General features: G+C 41.7%; 16 protein-coding genes. 8 read left to right on the top strand and 8 right to left on the bottom strand.

The annotated features are described in order from the left end of the window. The first annotated feature begins 47 nt into the window (after window positions 1-47). The 3 genes from NSTC745_RS00335 to NSTC745_RS00325 all read left to right on the top strand — a co-directional run bounded on the left by NSTC745_RS00335 (window position 48) and on the right by NSTC745_RS00325 (window position 4852). Window positions 48-2354, top strand: coding sequence for a TOMM precursor leader peptide-binding protein (locus NSTC745_RS00335; RefSeq protein WP_445635396.1), 2307 nt, complete (start codon window positions 48-50; stop codon window positions 2352-2354). 324 nt (window positions 2355-2678) lie between these two features. Next, entirely contained in the window at window positions 2679-3764 is a 1086-nt protein-coding gene (locus NSTC745_RS00330) for an amidohydrolase family protein (protein WP_445635395.1), read from the top strand. A gap of 44 nt (window positions 3765-3808) precedes the next feature. Next, entirely contained in the window at window positions 3809-4852 is a 1044-nt protein-coding gene (locus NSTC745_RS00325; RefSeq protein ID WP_445635394.1) for a hypothetical protein, read from the top strand. A gap of 213 nt (window positions 4853-5065) precedes the next feature. Here NSTC745_RS00325 and NSTC745_RS00320 read toward each other — a convergent pair whose 3' ends face one another. From NSTC745_RS00320 to NSTC745_RS00290, 7 genes are all read right to left on the bottom strand, one after another. Then, entirely contained in the window at window positions 5066-5629 is a 564-nt protein-coding gene (locus NSTC745_RS00320; protein ID WP_445635393.1) for a DUF3124 domain-containing protein, read from the bottom strand. Window positions 5630-5989: 360 nt separating this feature from the next. Beyond that, the gene (locus tag NSTC745_RS00315) at window positions 5990-7426 is read right to left on the bottom strand and encodes a TolC family protein (protein WP_445635392.1); all 1437 of its coding nucleotides are present in this window, start codon (window positions 7424-7426) and stop codon (window positions 5990-5992) included. Window positions 7427-7657: 231 nt separating this feature from the next. Beyond that, complete coding sequence (locus tag NSTC745_RS00310) at window positions 7658-8329, bottom strand: ABC transporter ATP-binding protein (RefSeq protein ID WP_096537139.1); 672 nt, start codon at window positions 8327-8329, stop codon at window positions 7658-7660. Between the two features lie 218 nt (window positions 8330-8547). Continuing rightward, window positions 8548-9219 carry a VOC family protein gene (locus tag NSTC745_RS00305; RefSeq protein ID WP_445635391.1) on the bottom strand — a complete coding sequence of 224 codons (672 nt, stop codon included), beginning with the start codon at window positions 9217-9219 and terminating at the stop codon, window positions 8548-8550. A gap of 55 nt (window positions 9220-9274) precedes the next feature. Next, a complete protein-coding gene (locus NSTC745_RS00300) occupies window positions 9275-10555 on the bottom strand; it encodes an ABC transporter permease (protein ID WP_445635390.1) in 1281 nt (426 codons plus the stop codon). A gap of 22 nt (window positions 10556-10577) precedes the next feature. Beyond that, window positions 10578-12152, bottom strand: coding sequence for an efflux RND transporter periplasmic adaptor subunit (locus NSTC745_RS00295; protein ID WP_445635389.1), 1575 nt, complete (start codon window positions 12150-12152; stop codon window positions 10578-10580). 101 nt (window positions 12153-12253) lie between these two features. Continuing rightward, complete coding sequence (locus tag NSTC745_RS00290; protein ID WP_445635388.1) at window positions 12254-12859, bottom strand: hypothetical protein; 606 nt, start codon at window positions 12857-12859, stop codon at window positions 12254-12256. A 446-nt stretch (window positions 12860-13305) separates the two neighbouring features. Here NSTC745_RS00290 and NSTC745_RS00285 point away from each other — a divergent pair, with 446 nt between their 5' ends. Together NSTC745_RS00285 and NSTC745_RS00280 are read left to right on the top strand one after the other, a co-directional pair. After that, window positions 13306-14190, top strand: coding sequence for a tetratricopeptide repeat protein (locus NSTC745_RS00285; RefSeq protein ID WP_445635387.1), 885 nt, complete (start codon window positions 13306-13308; stop codon window positions 14188-14190). Window positions 14191-14213: 23 nt separating this feature from the next. After that, window positions 14214-14390 carry a hypothetical protein gene (locus NSTC745_RS00280; protein ID WP_445635386.1) on the top strand — a complete coding sequence of 59 codons (177 nt, stop codon included), beginning with the start codon at window positions 14214-14216 and terminating at the stop codon, window positions 14388-14390. Between the two features lie 63 nt (window positions 14391-14453). Here NSTC745_RS00280 and NSTC745_RS00275 read toward each other — a convergent pair whose 3' ends face one another. Beyond that, on the bottom strand, window positions 14454-14858 hold the full coding sequence (locus NSTC745_RS00275) for a response regulator (RefSeq protein WP_414569988.1): 405 nt from the start codon (window positions 14856-14858) through the stop codon (window positions 14454-14456). Between NSTC745_RS00275 and NSTC745_RS00270 the strand changes: the two genes are divergently transcribed. The 3 genes from NSTC745_RS00270 to NSTC745_RS00260 all read left to right on the top strand — a co-directional run bounded on the left by NSTC745_RS00270 (window position 14857) and on the right by NSTC745_RS00260 (window position 18408). Beyond that, window positions 14857-15165 carry a hypothetical protein gene (locus tag NSTC745_RS00270; RefSeq protein WP_445635385.1) on the top strand — a complete coding sequence of 103 codons (309 nt, stop codon included), beginning with the start codon at window positions 14857-14859 and terminating at the stop codon, window positions 15163-15165. The genes NSTC745_RS00275 and NSTC745_RS00270 overlap by 2 nt on opposite strands. Before the next feature lie 229 nt (window positions 15166-15394). Then, the gene (gene gyrA / locus NSTC745_RS00265; protein WP_445635384.1) at window positions 15395-17935 is read left to right on the top strand and encodes a DNA topoisomerase (ATP-hydrolyzing) subunit A; all 2541 of its coding nucleotides are present in this window, start codon (window positions 15395-15397) and stop codon (window positions 17933-17935) included. Window positions 17936-17940: 5 nt separating this feature from the next. Continuing rightward, entirely contained in the window at window positions 17941-18408 is a 468-nt protein-coding gene (locus NSTC745_RS00260) for a GNAT family N-acetyltransferase (RefSeq protein ID WP_445635383.1), read from the top strand. The last annotated feature ends 4 nt before the right edge of the window (window positions 18409-18412 follow it).

Genomic DNA, 18412 nt, shown 5'->3' with positions numbered 1-18412 from the left:
TCTCCAAGTTTGATTTATTAGATTAATTAAAATAAAAAGCTAAAAAAATGCTCAACAAGCCTCTTTTCAAGGATTGTTACGTTATTGAAAAAATTCCGCCAGATAAAGTATTTTTATTATCCGAGAGAGATACGGTTTTATTGAGCGATCGCATTTATTATTTATTAGCATGTTTAATTGATGGGCATCGTCATGTTGACGAAATTATCGAACTAATTCAATTAGAATTACTGCCAGATCGAAAATCGTTTTCAGACTATAATTCCTTTTTTCAAAATGTTCTTGATATTAGTATTAAAGCCCAGTCTGCTCTATTTCAAATGGAAAGACAGGGCTATATTGTAGAACAAGATGATAAAGTGCGATCGCAATTCGCTATTTTCTGCAATCATCTGAATATCAGTCCTAGCAAAGCTCATCAAAAATTGCGATCGACTAAAGTAGCAGTAAAAACTTTTGGTTCGCTTGATGCTGATGATTTTATTGCCATTCTCAAATCCCTGGAAATTCAAATAGCTGACGAAGGAGATTTCACAATAGTTTTAACTGACGACTATCTCCATCCAAATTTAGATCGATTCAATCAACAAGCGTTAAAATCCCAATCTCCTTGGATGCTAGTCAACCCCTTGGGAACAATGCTATGGATAGGGCCTATATTTAATGGTAACAAAACCGCTTGTTGGGAATGTCTAGCACGTCGCTTGCGAGATAATAGACCAATTCAAGCATTTATTCAAAGACATAAAAACATTTCTACTCCCTTATTTCCTCCTTCAGGGTTTTTAGCATCTACACTACAAACTGGCTTAGGAATAGCAGCCACAGAAGTATTTAAATGGATTATTCAAGGAGAAAATAAACGTTTAGTAGAAACTATAGTTACCTATGATACTCTCACTTTAAAAACCCAAGATTGTGTCTTCGTTAAGCGCCCTCAATGTCCTAGCTGTGGAGAAATGACTAATGGGTTGATAAGTAAACCCTTACCCGTTGTTTTAGAACACCGCAAAAAAACATTTATTGCAGATGGAGGACACCGTTATTGTCCGCCTGAAGAAACCCTAAGAAAATATCAACATCTAATTAATCCGATTACAGGTATTGTTCGAGAATTGAACAAAATACCAGGAAATCCATTAACCCATACTTATGTTGCCAAGCATCATTTTTTGAGTGTTTTTGACGATATAACTAGCCTATGTCAAAATATTGGAGGTAGAAGTTCCGGAAAAGGTAGAACTGATATCCAAGCTCAAGCAAGTGGTTTTTGTGAAGCCATTGAACGATATTCTGGGGTTTTTCAAGGTGATGAAATCAGAAAAAAAGCCAGTTTTCAACAACTGCAAGAGAAAGGAATTCATCCCAATGTTTGTATGAACTTCAGCCAACAACAATACGAAAATCGAGAACAATGGAATGTTGAATGTCAGGGCTGGTTTCAAAAAGTTCCAAAACCTTTTGATATAGAAAAAGAAATTGACTGGACGCCAGTTTGGTCATTAACTCACGAAGAATTTAAATATTTACCAACCGCTTATTGTTATTATGGGTATCCTTTATCTGAGGAACCTGATTGTTGGGCAGATTCCAATGGATGTGCAGCGGGTAATACTCTTGAAGAAGCTATTATTCAAGGGTTTATGGAATTAGTGGAACGGGATTGCGTGGCTTTATGGTGGTATAACCGCCTGCAAAAATCCCATGTGGATTTAGAGAGTTTCAATGAACCGTATTTTCTCACCCTTAAACAGTATTACCAAAGTATCGAGCGAGAACTATGGGTGTTGGATATAACCAGCGATTTTAATATTCCTACTTTTGCTGCGATTACTCGCAGAATTAATCGAGAAGTAGAAGATATTATATTAGGTTATGGAACTCATTTTGATGCAAAAATCGCTCTGGGTCGAGCTTTGACTGAAGTTAATCAAATTTTGCCTAATCTTTTATCTGCAAAAGACGATGGTAGTACTCAATATCCTATATCTGGCGATCGCCTAGCAATAGATTGGTGGAAAACCGCAACTTTAGCCAATCAACCTTACCTGATTCCCGATAGAGAAAAACCTGCCAAAATCTATACAGATTATCCCCAACTCGCCAGCGATGATTTGCTAGAAGATATCAAACTTTGTCAACAAATCGTTGAAAAAAATGGTCTAGAAATGCTCGTTTTAGATCAGACTCGTCCTGATGTTGGACTGAGAGTGGCTAAAGTGATAATTCCAGGAATGCGCCACATGTGGAAGCGTTTAGGTTCGGGAAGATTGTATGACATTCCTGTAAAAATGGGATGGTTGAAACAGCCATTAACAGAAAATCAACTTAATCCTTTTCCCATGTGGATGTGAGTGTCATACTCAAATATTTGGAGTTTTCCATCCTAGATTAAAATCATGTTTTTTGGTGCAACTATTTATATTTTTTTAAGTATTGATTCTGAGTACAGAAACTTTTGATTTTATTCAACATAAAATTTTATACTTGCAGCTAAGTGCTTAATATTATGCTAGGTTGATAATTTTAAATTATACCGATTTGAAAAAAGAATGCGACAGACGGGTAGGGGCACAACAATGTTGTGCCCTTACGGATAATTGATGTGTCGCAAATATTATTTGAATTGGTATTATTTAATCTAAAATCTAAAATTCCTTGTTTTAATAGATTTTTATATGCTTAATGAATATCAAATTATTGATGCTGATTCCCACGTTATTGAGCCTCCATCATTGTGGGCTAAATATTTGGAACCAAAATTTAAGCACTTTGCTCCTTCCGCAGATATGAAAATTCAAGGAGAAGAAATTGTTGAGAAGATTTCACAGCAAGTTCGCTACCAAGGAAATCAGCAAATGATGGAGGCTCACCCCAATGCTTATTTCAAGGGTTACGATGCTGAATCTCATATCCAAGCAATGTTGCAGATGGGGATTGATATTGCATTCATTTATCCAACATACGGGTTATGGCTTTGGGGAATTGACGATATGGCGCCGGAAGTAGCGGGAGCTTTTACTCGTGCTTACAACACCTGGTTGTATCAAGAATTTTGTAGTTATGCTCCAGATAGGTTAAAAGGAGTAGGAGCGATTAATTTTCATGCACCCGAACAGATGGTGACAGAATTACATCGCATAGCTGAGTTTGGCTGGAAGGCTGTATTATTACGCCCCAACCCAGTTAAAGGAAGAATATTGAGTCACCCCACTTATGAAGCATTTTGGACAAAATGCGAAGAAATGAACATAGCAGTGGGAATTCATGAAGGAACTCATAGTCGATTACCAACTACAGGAGCAAAGCGATTTAATACTCGTTTTGCTCTTCATGCTTGCTCTCATCCGATGGAACAAATGATGGCACTTTTAGCCCTCATTGAAGGGGGTGTTTTAGAGCGTCATCCCCGCTTGAAAGTGGGTTTTTTAGAGTCTGGTTGTGGTTGGTTACCTTACTGGCTATGGCGACTAGATGAAGAGTACGAAAACTTATATTGGGAGGTTAAAGATAATGTCAAAATGAAGCCCTCAGAGTATTTTCAGCGTCAGTGCTTTATTGCGATCGCACCTAATGAGCCTTACTTACCTCAAATTATCGAATATATTGGTGCTGATAACTTAATCTTCGGCTCTGATTACCCTCATATGGATCATCAGCCGAACATTGTGAAAACAGTTCTAGAGCTTGAGGCACAATTATCTCAAGAAATAGTACAAAAAATTGTTTGGGATAATCCTCACAAGTTTTACAGTTTGGCTTGAAAAATTTCCAAGTTTGTTAACCCTAAATTAAAGAACATATCTTTATGCCAAAAAACTTCACAGTTACAGATCCATTAAAACCAGGACAGTGGTATGACGATGATACTTATTACCAAATTCTCTTAGTCGCTCCTCGCCAAAATAAATCTGAAGGACAATACATAGAAACAACAATCTTAACTCAAAAAAGAGGACAATTTAAAAAATACCCTCTTGACGAAAAAACACAACAAAATCTCAAAGATTATATACCAGATCTGGAGGATATTGATAAAACTATAGCCTCTTATCTCCCTTCTCCCGGAGTAGTTTTTCCCAAAGGTTTTCTGAATGCTTTGTTTTCAGATGAGTCTTCCAAACATCAATCAATTGAAAGCAATAATTTTTACGATCCAATCCGAACTCTACTGCATACCCGCAAAATATCCCAACTAATTGCTAAAACCTGGCATTGCTACTTAGAAGCGAAAGCAACTGATGTGTGGTATGACTTTGCTCGTGGTAAATGGGATGAGATTGACTCTGATATTTTGGATGGTCTCATAGCCAGAGAAATTTTCTTTTTCGACCGACAATCTTCACCCGATCGCTTACTACCAAATAACCTTGATATTTATTATCCACTAAATAGCGAACAATTTGATGAAAAAGCAAGGTTTTTGATTTTACCTAGTAGTAAAGCTTGGCAGGGAATTACTTTGAGCCTCTTGATAGCAGGGCAGGCATATTATGAAATCAAGCAAGGTGAAAAAACATACTATCATCAAATTTCTCAGCCAATTCTCAGTACTGGTGAAATAGTTATCAAATATGGCTTAGAAGTTACTTGGGATAAGTTTCAAGGTGAAATCAAAGAGCTACAAGTAGATCCAGGAAAGTCTTCTATTGCTTATGAAGCTATTATTCCTTATCCTCCCATACCTTCCGAAATTAATCTATCTCCTGAGAATATTGCCAAATGGTCTCAGGCTCAAGATGAGGATGGAGACTTTCCTTTTTATAAGAAAAATGAGCAAGATCGAAGCTATTTAGTCGGTGTAGACTACTTTTCACCTCCTTATCCTTATATACCGCTAAGTTGTACTTAGAAAATTTATAACATAGCCGTATCAATTCTCTGTAATCTATACAAAAAAACCTTTGATGTAGAAAGATATCTAGGAGTTTTAGTAATAAATTTATAGAGAATTGGTAGCCATATTTAACCAGTGGGTGCAACAGTACGTTATTTTAGAAGAACCAGAATGGTATGGCATAGATGGTAAAAGCATTCAAGGGATCGCCAAATACTATATTTTCCCTTATTTTGAGAGCGATCGCTTATCGTTATTTTGGCTTTTAATAACTCTACCACTACTAGTAAAAGAAATTCCTTGCTGAAAATCAGTACCAATCATCACTGCTTCTACTATAGGTTCGGATATTTGTGTTTGCGCTACCCACTCAACAATAAAGTTTGCTCCTAAACCTCCAGTAGTGTCATTTCTATTAATAAAAAAGTCTGTGGAAGCGAGGGCATCAAGTTGAATCGGACGCTCTAAATATTGCTTCACTAATTTACCTTCTGAGTTATAGTAACGCACAGAAGTCACGACCATCGAATTATTCAAATCTGTATTCCGAATACTCAGGGTAACTGCTAACTCAAAAATTTCCTGTCGATTGTGATGATAAATATGGGAATAGACAGGAACATAGATAGTTTGACCCATTGCAATCTGGAAATTTTTATCGAGAGTCACTATCTTTTGAGATGTGCTTGTTTGAGCAGTATTCGGTTTTGATTCTGGCGGAATTTCTGTTGATTGACAAGACGCAAGAAAAATAATAAGGATTATCAGATAAACATGGGGATACAGCTTCATCAAAACTATTAACACCAATTAAATAGAGGGAGGAGTAACGAAAAATTAGCCTTTTTACTCCCCTCTCCTTGAAAGAGAGGGGCCGGAGGTGAGGTCAAAATCCTATACATCAAATTCACGTTAATTTATCAGGTTTTTGTTGATAATGTTAGCGATCGCCAACAGAGAAATCTGCCTAACAACCTCTATCTTTGGAAATATATACTAAGAAAACTTAGATCTATAGCTAAGGAGATTTTCTGTAATAATTCCACTTTAGGAACTTCCAATGAAAAAAACATCCAATGGTAGGGGCTTTACAGCTGTAAAGCCCCTACAAATGTACAAATAATTTGGGATAATTTATTTTTTGGAAGTTCCTTAGCGCGAAACCCTGGAAGTGACGGATCTTTGTAAATTAGCTAGAGCGCGATTGTAATCCAAGATAGCTGTAACTCGATTTCCCTGTGCTCTTGTCAGGTCGTTTTCCGCAGCAATTACCTCTGTTTGAGTTCCTACACCAGCTTGGAATCTCAACCTGGCTAAATCCAAAGCCTGGGTAGCTTGATTTAAAGCCACGCTAGAAGTCTGCACATTATTCAAATTGGATTGTAATTGAGAATAGTACTGTTCTACATCAAAGCGGATTTGGTCGCGTTGGCTAGCAAATTGATTCTCTGCGATCGCTATATTAGCTTTCGATTGATCCGCACGTGCTTTTGCTGCTCCCCCATCGAACAAATTTAAACTTGCTTGCAGTCCCACTGAATAGCCATCAGTAATGCTGACACCATCATTATACCGATCTAGTAGGTTGTAGCTACCAGCTAAACTAAGTTGCGGCCCCAGTTGCGAAAGTGCTTGTCGTCGCTGTTGCTCGTAAATATTACGTTGTGCTAATTGTTGTTGCAATTCTGGACGATTTTGAAAAGCTTGGATAATAGTTTCTTCCAGCGTTGGCTGCCAAAGCCCTGCTATTTGTACGGGATCTGAGGCAGTGATATTAACTGATTGGGCTAAACTTAACACCGTTACAAGTTGGCGACGGGCAATTTGCTGTTGGGAAATAGCATTAGTCAGTTCTTGTTGAGCATTTGCTAAATTTACCTGAGCTTGCAGGACATCAAACCCCGTACCCACTCCAGCGTTTTCCCTAGCTTGAGTATCCCGCAAACTCGCCTCGGCATTATTCACAGCAGACTGATTAATTCGTACTTCTTCGTCTGCCTGTTGCAAATCATAATATTCAGTCGTAACATTCAGCTGAATTTCCAAAGACGTACTTTCAACATTTAATTCATCTAGCCGTAACTGTTCCTCAGCTGCTCGGATAGTAGCTTGTCGGTTACCAGAGGTATACAAATCATAATTCAGTTGTGCTGAACCATTAAAAGAAGTACTGGCTTGAGATGAAGTACTCCTAAAACCATTACCACTGTTAGTCAAATTTCCGTTGAGTCCAAGAGTAGGAAATAAAGCTGCTTGAGATTCCCGCAGTGCTGAACGACTGCGTTCTAGTCCTAAAATGGCTATTTGTAAATCTCGATTATTGCGTCGAGCTAATTCTAAAGCTTGTGTCAAACTGATTGGTACAGTTTGCTGAATCCTCACTTCCTCCGGCTTAGTAGGAAATTGCAGAGGATTGGGATTGGGATTGAGGTAATCAGGAACCTGTGAAGAACTTGAGGAATTTTCGGTTTTTGGGGGAGTCGTTGCACTTGCGAAAGTTGAAGAAAAAATACCAATGCCTGACGGCAAGGCTACCGCCAACGCCAAAATAACCCAGGTAGAATTTACACGCCAAAAAATCAAATTCATATTTGTAATGGAAATGGAAAGTGAGAGTGGAGAGTGGGAAGTGGAAAGGTAAGGGAGCAGGGATCGAGGAAGTGTGGGGAGTGTGGGGAGTGTGGGGAGATGGGGGAGTGTGGGGAGAAAGAGAATTTATGCCCCCCTCTGTTCCCACACCTCCCTCTGTTCCCACACCTCCCACACCTCCCACACCTCCCACACCCCCTGCCCCCCTGCCTCTTCTCAATGCCCCATTCCCTAACCCACAATCAAACCATCTTGAACTCGGATAATTCTTTTAGTTTGAGCAGCGATATCTGGTTCATGAGTGACAATTACAATTGTGATGCCTTGCTGATTAAGTTCTGTCAATAAATTCATCACTTCATAAGAAGTCTCAGTATCTAAAGCGCCTGTTGGTTCGTCTGCCAAAACTAATGCAGGCCGGTTGACTAAAGCACGAGCAATAGCTACTCGTTGTTGTTGTCCGCCAGAGAGTTGACTAGGACGGTTAGAAATACGTCCTCCTAATCCTACCTTTTCCAAAGCTTCTAATGCCCTTTCGCGGCGTTTTGTTTTGGGTAAGTTAGCATAAACCATTGGCAACATCACATTTTCCAATGCTGTCGCCCGCGCTAATAAATTAAATTGTTGGAAAACAAAACCTATCCTTTGATTGCGAATATAAGCTAATTCATCATCATCAAAAGTTGTGAGGTTTCTGCCCTCAAAAATATAGTCTCCAGTTGTGGGTCGATCCAGACATCCCAAAATATTCATCAGCGTCGATTTACCCGAACCTGACGCACCCATAATCGAGACGTATTCACCTTCTTCAATAGAGAGTTGAATACCTTTAAGTATGGGAACATTGATTTCTCCTAAATGGTAGGTCTTAGTAATGGATTCCATCCATATCATGGTTGGCATATTGATTTTAGCTTAATAAATAGTTAGTTTTTGGTTGCTAATTTTCAAGCGATCGCACTGTTTGTATAATTGACAATTTTTTGCTAATTTTTAATTTTAATATATAAGTTTAAATTAAAAATAATTTTCAATTTTAACCCTAAATTGGTACTATTTTAAAATAAAATTACTGCTTTCATAAAAAAATGTTGTTTAATTTTTCACAAATGCTCTCATAATCACCATCTAAATAAAATTGGTAATTGAGAACTAAAATCTTGCGACTTACCTTCCTTGGCATTATCAAACTCTATTTGTAGCTGGTAAAAATCGCCTTGTGAAAATTGCACTAATCCAAGGTCAATTAAAGTTCTAACTTCACCAGAAAACTTTTGAGTACTGGGTAATATGACTTGTAATGCTGTAATTTCTTTGAATCCAGCTTTATGAACTAAAGGAAGTTGCCGTTCTAGAGCGTAATCTGTAGGTTTTTTAGTTGTCGGTGAAATGAAAATCAATGGTTCTGATAAATTATCGCTATTGGTTGCAATGGGAATAGAAGCATGTGGTGGCAAATATTTTGCATAGTAATCCCAAGTAGGAAATGGAATTTCTTGTGAATCTGATGCTGTTCGCCGGAATGAAATGCCAAAAGGGCAAGCCTCGGTTTCTTGCCAACGGCAACGTTCCCACAAACCTGTAGGACGAACAAGAGCAGATTGAGCCTCGTTAATGTCAACAAGCCAAAGTAACTCTAGATAAGCATTTTCAAAGAAGAAGCAAACGTTGGCACTTCCTTGGCCTTGATGAATTCTATGAGTACCTTCTGTGAGTCCAAAAGCAGCGAGCAAATCTGCGGGTGGCGCTTCTGGTTCAACACACACAAAGATATGGTCTAGTTCGAGTTGCATATATACACCTGTTTTCAGAAAGCTTTTAATTTTGAAAATTTCCAGCTTGAATTATTTAGTCGCTGCGTAAAGCAGTAATTGGATCTAATTTTGAAGCGTTACGTGCGGGAACAACTCCAGCAATTAAGCCAACGGTTATCGAAAGCCCAAATCCAGCAATAATTGATAATAAAGAAATTACGAATGGAAACTTAAAAACATTTGCGGCTGCATAAGCGATCGCGATACCACCTACCATACCAATGCATCCGCCAACAATGGAAATGACGATCGCTTCCGCTAAAAATTGATTGAGGATTGCTGAATTGGTAGCACCTACGGCTTTACGAATGCCGATTTCCCGCGTGCGTTCGACTACGGAAACTAACATGATGTTGGCAATCCCAATGCCACCAACTACTAAAGAAATTCCGGCGATCGCCACTACCATGACTGTAAATAAACCCACAACATTCGTGAAGGTACTAACAATATCAGCTTGGTTGGTTAGTCGAAAATCATCAGCTTGGGGCGGATAAATATTATGTCGCAAACGTAATAAATTGGTGACTTGAAACTGAGCGGCTTCTAAATCTTCTTGATTGGCGGATTTGACTAAAATTCCGGTTACAGAAACGCCGACCAAAGCATTATTCCCAACTAGTCTTGCTGACATACTAGTTAGAGGAATGAAAATTTGGTCGTCTCGATCCATCGGCCCTTGAGAACCTTTCGGTTCCATCACCCCAATGACTTCGTAAGCTTCTCCCTGAATCCGAATTCTCTGGCCAATAACATTGCCACCCTGTCCAAAGAGCGTGCGTTGCACTGTAGGGCCAAGAACGGCAACTTGGACGGCGCTATTTAGTTCTTCTTCAGTAAAATATCTCCCCTGTTGGGGGTGAGTATTTCTCACTTCTGGATAGTTTAAATCTGTACCATAAATTGTTGTTGAGGTGTTTTGTCCTGAATAAACAACTTGAGCAGTTCGCTGGAGGTAGGCGGAAACAAGCTGAACTGATGGTGCTTCTGTGGCGATCGCTTTAGCATCTTCCCACGTCAAAGTGCTGCTAGAACCTATTCCTTGTCGGACATTCCCACTTCTGGCTGCACCAGCCAAGATTTGCAGCACATCTGTACCCAATGCTTGGATCTGTTGTTCGACTCCCTTTTGCACTCCTTGACCAACAGAAGTAATCGCAATCACTGAGGAAATGCCAATAACCACGCCCAACATAGTTAATCCTGTGCGTAATTTATTACTCCACAGTGTTTCTACCGCCATTGACAATATTTCTGACAGCGGCACTGTACGGCTATTCTTAGCCTTGTAAAAACCCTTAAATATCTTAAACATAAGGTTGTATTTCAAACTAACTTTAAGGAGAACCGCCGCCCGAACGACCTCCTCTTCCACCGCCACCACCACCGCCGCCACCACCGCCTCCTCCGAGGCCTGGAAAAACTCCTCCTCGTGGTGTTGATTGGGGACGCGCTCCTGGTGGGAAACTCAGCAGTACCCTTTCATTTCCTGTCAATCCAGACTTAACTTCAGTAAAGTTATTAGCAGTCACACCCGTCTCAATGGGAGTAAAGACGGGTCTGCCATTGTTTCCTGGTACAAACACACCTGTAGCACTTTCTTGACGCACCACCGAGGCTGTGGGCACAACCAAGACATTTTTCACTTCACCAACTTGAAAATCTGCTTCTACATTCATCCCAGACCGTAGTACTCTTTCAGGGTCTGAAAGTGACACTCTGACTTCAAAACTGGTAACGTTTTGTTCCACTACAGATTGGGCAGCAATTTGCCTGACTTTCCCTTCAAATATTTTTCCTGGGTAGGCATCCGCTTGAATGGTAACTTTTTGACCAATGCTAATTTTAGAAATATTGGTTTCGGCTAAATTGGCAACAACTTCATTGGTGGAAGCCAGAGCCAAGATTGAAGAAGAAGTAGCAGAAGATATCTCACTACTGGCAGTTGTAGGAGTTACGAAAGCGCCTGGGTCGGCATACTTTTTCGTCACCACGCCATCAAAAGGAGCGCGAATGATCGTGTCATTGATTTCGGCTTGGATATTTTGCAGCGAACCACGAGCAGATGTTACCTGGGCGCGGGCTGCGTCTATATCTTCTTGGCGGGTTCCGGCTTTGAGGAGCGCCAAAGCTTGTTGTCTTTGGTTGACCACAGCGCGTGCTTGTTCGATGTCTTCTGGACGCGACCCAGCTTTTTGCAGACCCAGTGCTTGCTGTGCTTCATTGACAGCAGCTTGGGCACTATCCCTGTCAGCACGGGTTTGATTTAGACTTTGAAGAGAAATAGCCCGTGCATTGTAGAGTTCTTGATTGCGCCGAAAATCATCTTCAGCTTTACTTAAACTTGCTTGAGCGCTTTGTAAACGTGCCTGTGCTTGGGCAATATCTTGAGAGCGATTGCCTGCTTGTACCTTTTGCAGATTCGCTACGGCTTCGTCGAGTTGTGCCTGTGCTTGGGCGATATCTTGGGGGCGATTGCCTGCCTGTGCTTTTTGCAGGTTCGCTTGGGCTTGTGCCAATTGCCCTTGAGCAGAAGTGAGCTGCCCGCGCAGGTTGGAATCATCCATGTAAGCCAAAATTTGCCCTTGTCTGACGATATCTCCTTCCTTCACCAGTAGGGTTTTGAGTACGCCTGAATTTTTCGGGCTGAGGTTGATTGACCGTTCGGGCTTCACCTCTCCGTTTGCTGATACTTTGATTACTAAATTCTGCCTTTGTACAGGCCTTGTTAGGACGCGCCGTCTAGCTTCTTGACGGGGAACGACGGTTACTTGGTAATAAACTGCATAGCCAATACCACCGAACAGAGCAAGTACGAGTAGCCAAGAGAGCCAATTTTTATTGCCCCTTTTTTTCTTTACCTCTGGAACCAAAACTGGTGGATTTACAGAGTCTTGTGTATTAAATTGCATATTCATTTAAGTCTAGAAGGAACGGCTACCGAGCTGTTCTTCACGGCTAAAACTATAGCCTGGTAGCTCCATACTGACAATTATTTTGAGTTTTTAGTGTTTTAAAGGTTAATTTGCAGTATCAGTCCATCAGGAAGTCTGAAATAACCATCACGCACTCTAACTAATCTTCCAGCAGGAACAATTTCCTGACTGGGAAGCAGAATATCGCCGTTGGGAAGTCTAAAGTAACCTCGATCGCGTAGTCTAACTATGCTCCTAGCAGGAATAATTTGTCCGTTAGGATATCTAATGTCACCATTACCAAGTCTGACTACTCTGGTATAAGATTGGTTGTCGCGGTTCCAATTGTCCCAGTTTGAGCGATTTCTAACTTCTCTAGGATTCGGTCTACCGTCGCGGTTCCAATTGTCCCAGTTTGAGCGATTTCTAACTTCTCTAGGATTCGGTCTACCGTCACGGTTCCAATTGTCCCAGTTTGAGCGATTTCTAACTTCTCTAGGATCGGGCCTACCGTCGCGGTTCCAGTTGTCCTGGCTTGGGATAGTTCTGACTTCTACAGCATCGGATCTACGATCGCGGTTCCAATCTCGATCGCTCTCACCGATCGTGTAAACTTCAGTTTGAGCATTTGCAGGCGCACTCAAAACACTAGGAAAAGCGATCGCTGCTGCCGCTAAGACTATAAACGCACAGTTTTTCAACATAATATTGACTCCTTAAATTAAAATCCGCTGTAAAATGTATAATTTTTACCTCCTCGTATAAATTCATACATAATAATTATCGATCGAAACGTCCAAACTGATGTAGGACTAAAGTCATAAGTAATTCCAGACTGGTGTATGACCAAAGTCATCAGTTTTTGTAATGGGGAGTGGGAGCGGGGAGGTGGGGAGGTGGGGAGGTGGGGAGATGGGGAGATGGGGAAGTGTGGGGAGTGTGGGGAGATGGGGAGATGGGGAGATGGGGAAAAGGTTAAAGGGAAAAGGGAAAAGGAATAAATTTAATCTTTCCCCCTTTTCCCCTTACCCCTTTCCCCCTGCCCCCTGCCCCCTACCCCCTGCCCAATACAAGATTTTACTGCCGTCATTAGCGGAGATCGTTTAAGCTAGCTGAAAGATTCTTTGATTAGTGGCTTAGAGGCGGTAGTGTGCCTAAACATTTTTATTTGATATTTCTTGTGGTTGTCTGTAGTTTGTGGAGTGTTCCAAAAGCCGCTAACGGGCAGGCATTAATACCCCATACACTGCAACTAGATGCAGCAAAGTTAGAAAAGCAGGGGTTGACTCTGGCGCAAGAGGCGGCTCAACTAGCTCAGTTTCAACAGGTTGACTTAGCTTTGCCACGAGCGCGGTTGGCTGCTCAACTGGCTCCCAACAATGATAAAGTATGGTTGCTCTTAGGTGGATTGCAGTTACAAACTAAAGAGTTTGACGCAGCGATCGCCGCGTTAAAAAAAGCTCAATCTCTCAATCCCAAAAATGCTGATATTGTGTTCGCTATAGGATCGGCTAATTTTCAACAGCAAAAGTACCAGGAGGCTGTTGTTAATTATCAAGACGGTTTGAAGTTAAAACCTAATGACCCAGAAGGCTTGTTTAATTTGGGTAATGCTTACTATCAGTTGGGTCGGTTTCCAGATGCCATTACTCAGTACAATCAAGCTGTGACTTATGATAAAAAATTCTGGCCGGCGATCAACAATATAGGCTTAATCAACTACGAACAAGGTGATACCTCAGGAGCGATTAAGCAATGGCAATCGGCTGTAAACATTGATAAACAAGCCGCAGAACCTTTACTAGCTTTGGGAGTGGCACTGTATACCAAAGGCGATACCCAACAAGGACTCAGCCTCGGAGAAGCCGCACTCCGCATCGATCCGCGCTATGGTAGTTTGAATTTTCTCAAAGAAAATCTCTGGGGCGATCGCTTACTATCTGATACGAAAAAATTCCTAGAATTACCTCGTATTCAAGCAGCTCTACAACAAGGGGGAAGCTCATCAGTCCCCCAACAACGGCCTACGCAATAGGAGTGGGGAGGGGGGATGGGGGAGTGTGGGGAGAGAGGGGGGAAAGATTTTTTCACCATCCTCCCACACCTCCCACACCTCCCACACCTCCCACACCTCCCACACCTCCCACACTTTCTGCTTGCCCCATGCCCCATATCCAAATCCTATTACCTACTTGCCGAAAAGTACCCGCTTATAGTACATATATACTTAATTAAACATAGGAACTAGTCGGTGAAAAAGATTATTGGGCGAGTATTTTGAAAATGAGTCGCGATTTTTTAGTCGTTATCTGTGGGTAGAAGGGTGATGATTTGTTCAACAAACTGTTGATGGTCAACAACTGGTTTAGAAATGTAGCCATCAGCACCGCTTTGCTTGAGAAAGTTCTCGCGATCGCCTTCCATAGCGTGCGCTGTCACCAGAATAACGGGTAAGTTTGCGGTTTTTGGGTCTGATTTCAACATTTGTGTAATCTTGATGCCATCAACTGACTTGCCTTGATAAACACTTCTTGATAGAGAAACGTCCATCAAAATCAAGTCTGCTTCTCCTGATTGGGCAATTTTTATTACTTCTTCTACATTTTCAGTGTGTTTTACACCCAAGCCGCCGCGCTTGGACAAAATCTTGGAAAAAACACGAGCATTAATTAGATCGTCTTCGACAATTAAAACGGTTTTCATGAGAATTTTAGTTATGGAGGTGAGGGGATTAAAAAATCGGTGTTGGACAGTTTTGAGCGCTAACCATACCCTTTGGGATATTGCTACATCTAGCGGCGACCAGAGGAGAAGTTTTGAACTCAGCCAGTTACAAAATTTTGAGAAAATTCAAAATTCCTGTGGGAAATTTGAGCCACTTTATTGTATGAGTATCCTGGCTTGTTTGGCTTTGGCGTTTCCAAAAGATTTAACTGGCGTCTGTTTGTCTTTGGGATTGGCACAGCTATCACCCAAACTTGTTCAGACTTTGACCAAAATTTCAAATTAAGAAATGCAATCATGGTAAATATCCTGGCTACTAAATGTATGTAGATTATATTCGTCTGCCTTCTTTTTAATAGTCAATCAAGAGGCTGGTCATCAAGGATGATACTACTGCTTTTTCTTATTTGACTATCAAGATTTTGTCAGGAATCCCATTTCATCCGTTATGCTGTGGTAGCTGGAGTATTGAGTTTCATCGGTTTTTGTGTAGTTAAATTTCAGGGAAAAAACTCATGGCAAAACAGTTAAACCTTCTCTCAACGGGACAGGTAATTACAACAGCCCTGCACACCGAGATGCAACGGTCTTACTTAGAATATGCCATGAGCGTAATTGTCGGGCGAGCGCTACCAGACGTGCGTGATGGCTTAAAACCGGTGCATCGCCGCATTCTTTACGCAATGCACGAACTCGGTTTGATACCAGATAGGCCTTACCGCAAATGTGCCCGTGTAGTGGGTGATGTCCTGGGTAAATACCACCCCCACGGGGATCAAGCGGTTTACGATGCTTTAGTCAGGCTGGTGCAGGAATTTTCTAGCCGCTATCCTTTACTGGCAGGACACGGTAACTTTGGCAGCGTTGACAATGACCCTCCGGCGGCGATGCGCTACACTGAAACCCGCCTTGCACCCATCAGCCATGAGGGAATGCTGGCAGAAATTGGCGAAGAAACGGTGGAATTTGTCGGTAACTTCGATAATTCCCAGCAAGAACCGACGGTTTTACCCGCTCAATTACCATTTCTATTGCTCAATGGCTGTTCTGGTATTGCGGTAGGGATGGCGACGAATATTCCGCCGCACAATTTGGGGGAAGTAGTTGATGGGTTGATTGCTTTAATCGACACCCCAGATTTGTCAGATCAAAAGTTATTCGAGTTAATTCCAGGGCCGGATTTTCCCACTGGTGGGGAAATAGTTGGTGAAGTGGGAATTCGTGAGGCTTACACCACAGGTAAGGGTGGAATTGTGCTGCGGGGACTGGCAACGTTGGAGGAAATTCCAGCGACCAGGGGAAGTAAGCGACGAACGGCAATTATTGTCACAGAATTGCCGTATCAAGTAAATAAAGCTGGCTGGATTGAAAAGGTCGCGGACTTAGTAAATCAAGGCCGCTTGCAGGGAATTTCCGATCTGCGGGATGAAAGCGATCGCGAAGGTATGCGCGTAGTCATCGAACTCAAACGCGATACAAATCCCCAAGAAGTTCTGCAAAATTTATATCACCAAACTGCTTTACAAAGTAACTTTGGCGCAATTCTGTTAGCAATAGTCGATGGACAACCCCGCCAGTTAAGTTTGCGACAACTTTTACAGGAATTTTTGAGTTTTAGAGAACAAACTCTTAACCGTCGCTACAGTTATGAGTTGGAGAAAGCTCAAAGTCGATCGCATTTGGTGGAAGGTTTGCTGAAAGCTTTGTCTAATTTAGATGCAGTGATTGAAATTTTGCGCCAAGCTGCTGATGGTAGTACCGCAAAAATCAACCTTTGCAGCCGACTCGATTTGAGTGAGGGACAAGCAGATGCAATTCTAGCTATGCCGTTGCGCCGCCTCACCAGTTTAGAGCAGCAAAACTTACAGCGCGAATTTGAAGAACTCAGCGAGCAAATTGATTTATTACAAAGATTACTCAACGATCGCCACGAATTACTCAAGGCGCTGAAAAAAGATTTGCGATCGCTCAAACGCAAGTACAACGATGCTCGACGCACAAAAATAGTAGAGGAACAAAAGAACACAGTAGCGCCCGAACAAAAGGGCAGAGGGGCAGAGGGGCAGAGGGGTAGGGGGGCAGAGGAGGATGAAGAAAGCCTCAAACCTTCTGAACCAGCCCAGGAAGCAGTTTTAGAATTTACTCAACGCGGTTATGTACGTCGTATTAATACATCTGGGAAAAAGTCAAAAGTTGAAAATGGTCTGCACGAGAATGATTTTATTATCCAAAGTGTATTGACCGATACAGACAAAGATTTGCTGATATTAACGAGTGGCGGAAAAGTCTACCCTGTGAAGGTGGGAGAAATTCCCCAAACCACTGGACGTTCTCCACGGGGAACGCCACTGATTACCATGCTCAGCAATACTGCTCAAGGCGCTCAAGAAGGTGTGGTTAGCCGCTTTTTACTACCGGAAAATCCTGAAACTAGCCAAATGGTTCTGCTGACAAAACAGGGACGAATTAAGCGTTTGTCTTTGGAAGAATTCACTAATTTGACTCGTCGCGGAATTACAATTCTCAAGCTCAAAGACGACGATGAATTGTCATTTACTCAGTTCACAATTCCAGGGGAGCATTTAATTTTAGCTAGTTCTGGCGGGCGTGTATTGCGATTTGCGGTTAATGACGAACAACTACCAATCATGGGTCGCACAGCGATGGGTTTACAGGCATTTCGATTATTGAGAAATCAGCAAATGGTTGGTTGTGTCAATGTCAGCAAAGATGACCAGCTGTTGCTTGTGACTCAAGAAGGATATGCTAAGCGCATGATTGCGAGTCAATTAAGAGCAGCTAATCGCGGGGATTTAGGCACCCAGGCGCTGAAATTTACCAGCAAAACTGATAATTTAGCTGCTATGGTCAAGGCGATGCCTTCGGCGGGCAACGCCAACGCTTCTAGTGAAGTAGCCCTAGTGACAAACAAAGACCGGGTATTGCGGATACCTGTAGAAAAAGTACCTATCTTAAGCAGAGATGTCAAAGGCGAAAGCATCATCCAACTCAACCGCGATGAAAAAATTATCACGGTGGCTGAAGTCCGCTCATAGTAAAAATGATGTTAAACCTACGGCGAGCAAACTTAGGAGATTTAGAGGCGCTAGTTAGACTACGCCTTGAACTCCTGCGTGAGGCTGGCGATATTAAAGATAATACTGAAATAGAAGCGATCGCAGCAGCGACTAGAAACTATTTGGCAGATAAAATGCTGCAAGGTGAGTTTCTGGTTTGGGTTGCTGAGGTGGAAAATCAAATTGTGGGTACTAGCGGCTTGGTACTTTTTACACGGCCTCCCTATGACGGTAATTTGTCGGGCTTAGAAGCTTATATTATGAACGTTTATACAATTCCACAATGGCGAAGCCAGGGGATTGCTACAGCACTTTTAAAGGAAACTATTAGCTTTGTCAAAGAGACTGAGGCAAAACGCATCTGGCTCCACACTACCAAGGATGGCAAAATTCTCTACGAAAAGCTTGGTTTTATCTCAACTACAAAAGAAATGGAAATTGTTTGGCACTAAGTAA

Source organism: Nostoc sp. DSM 114161 (assembly GCF_052692665.1).
This window is presented reverse-complemented; position numbering and strand designations above follow the sequence as displayed.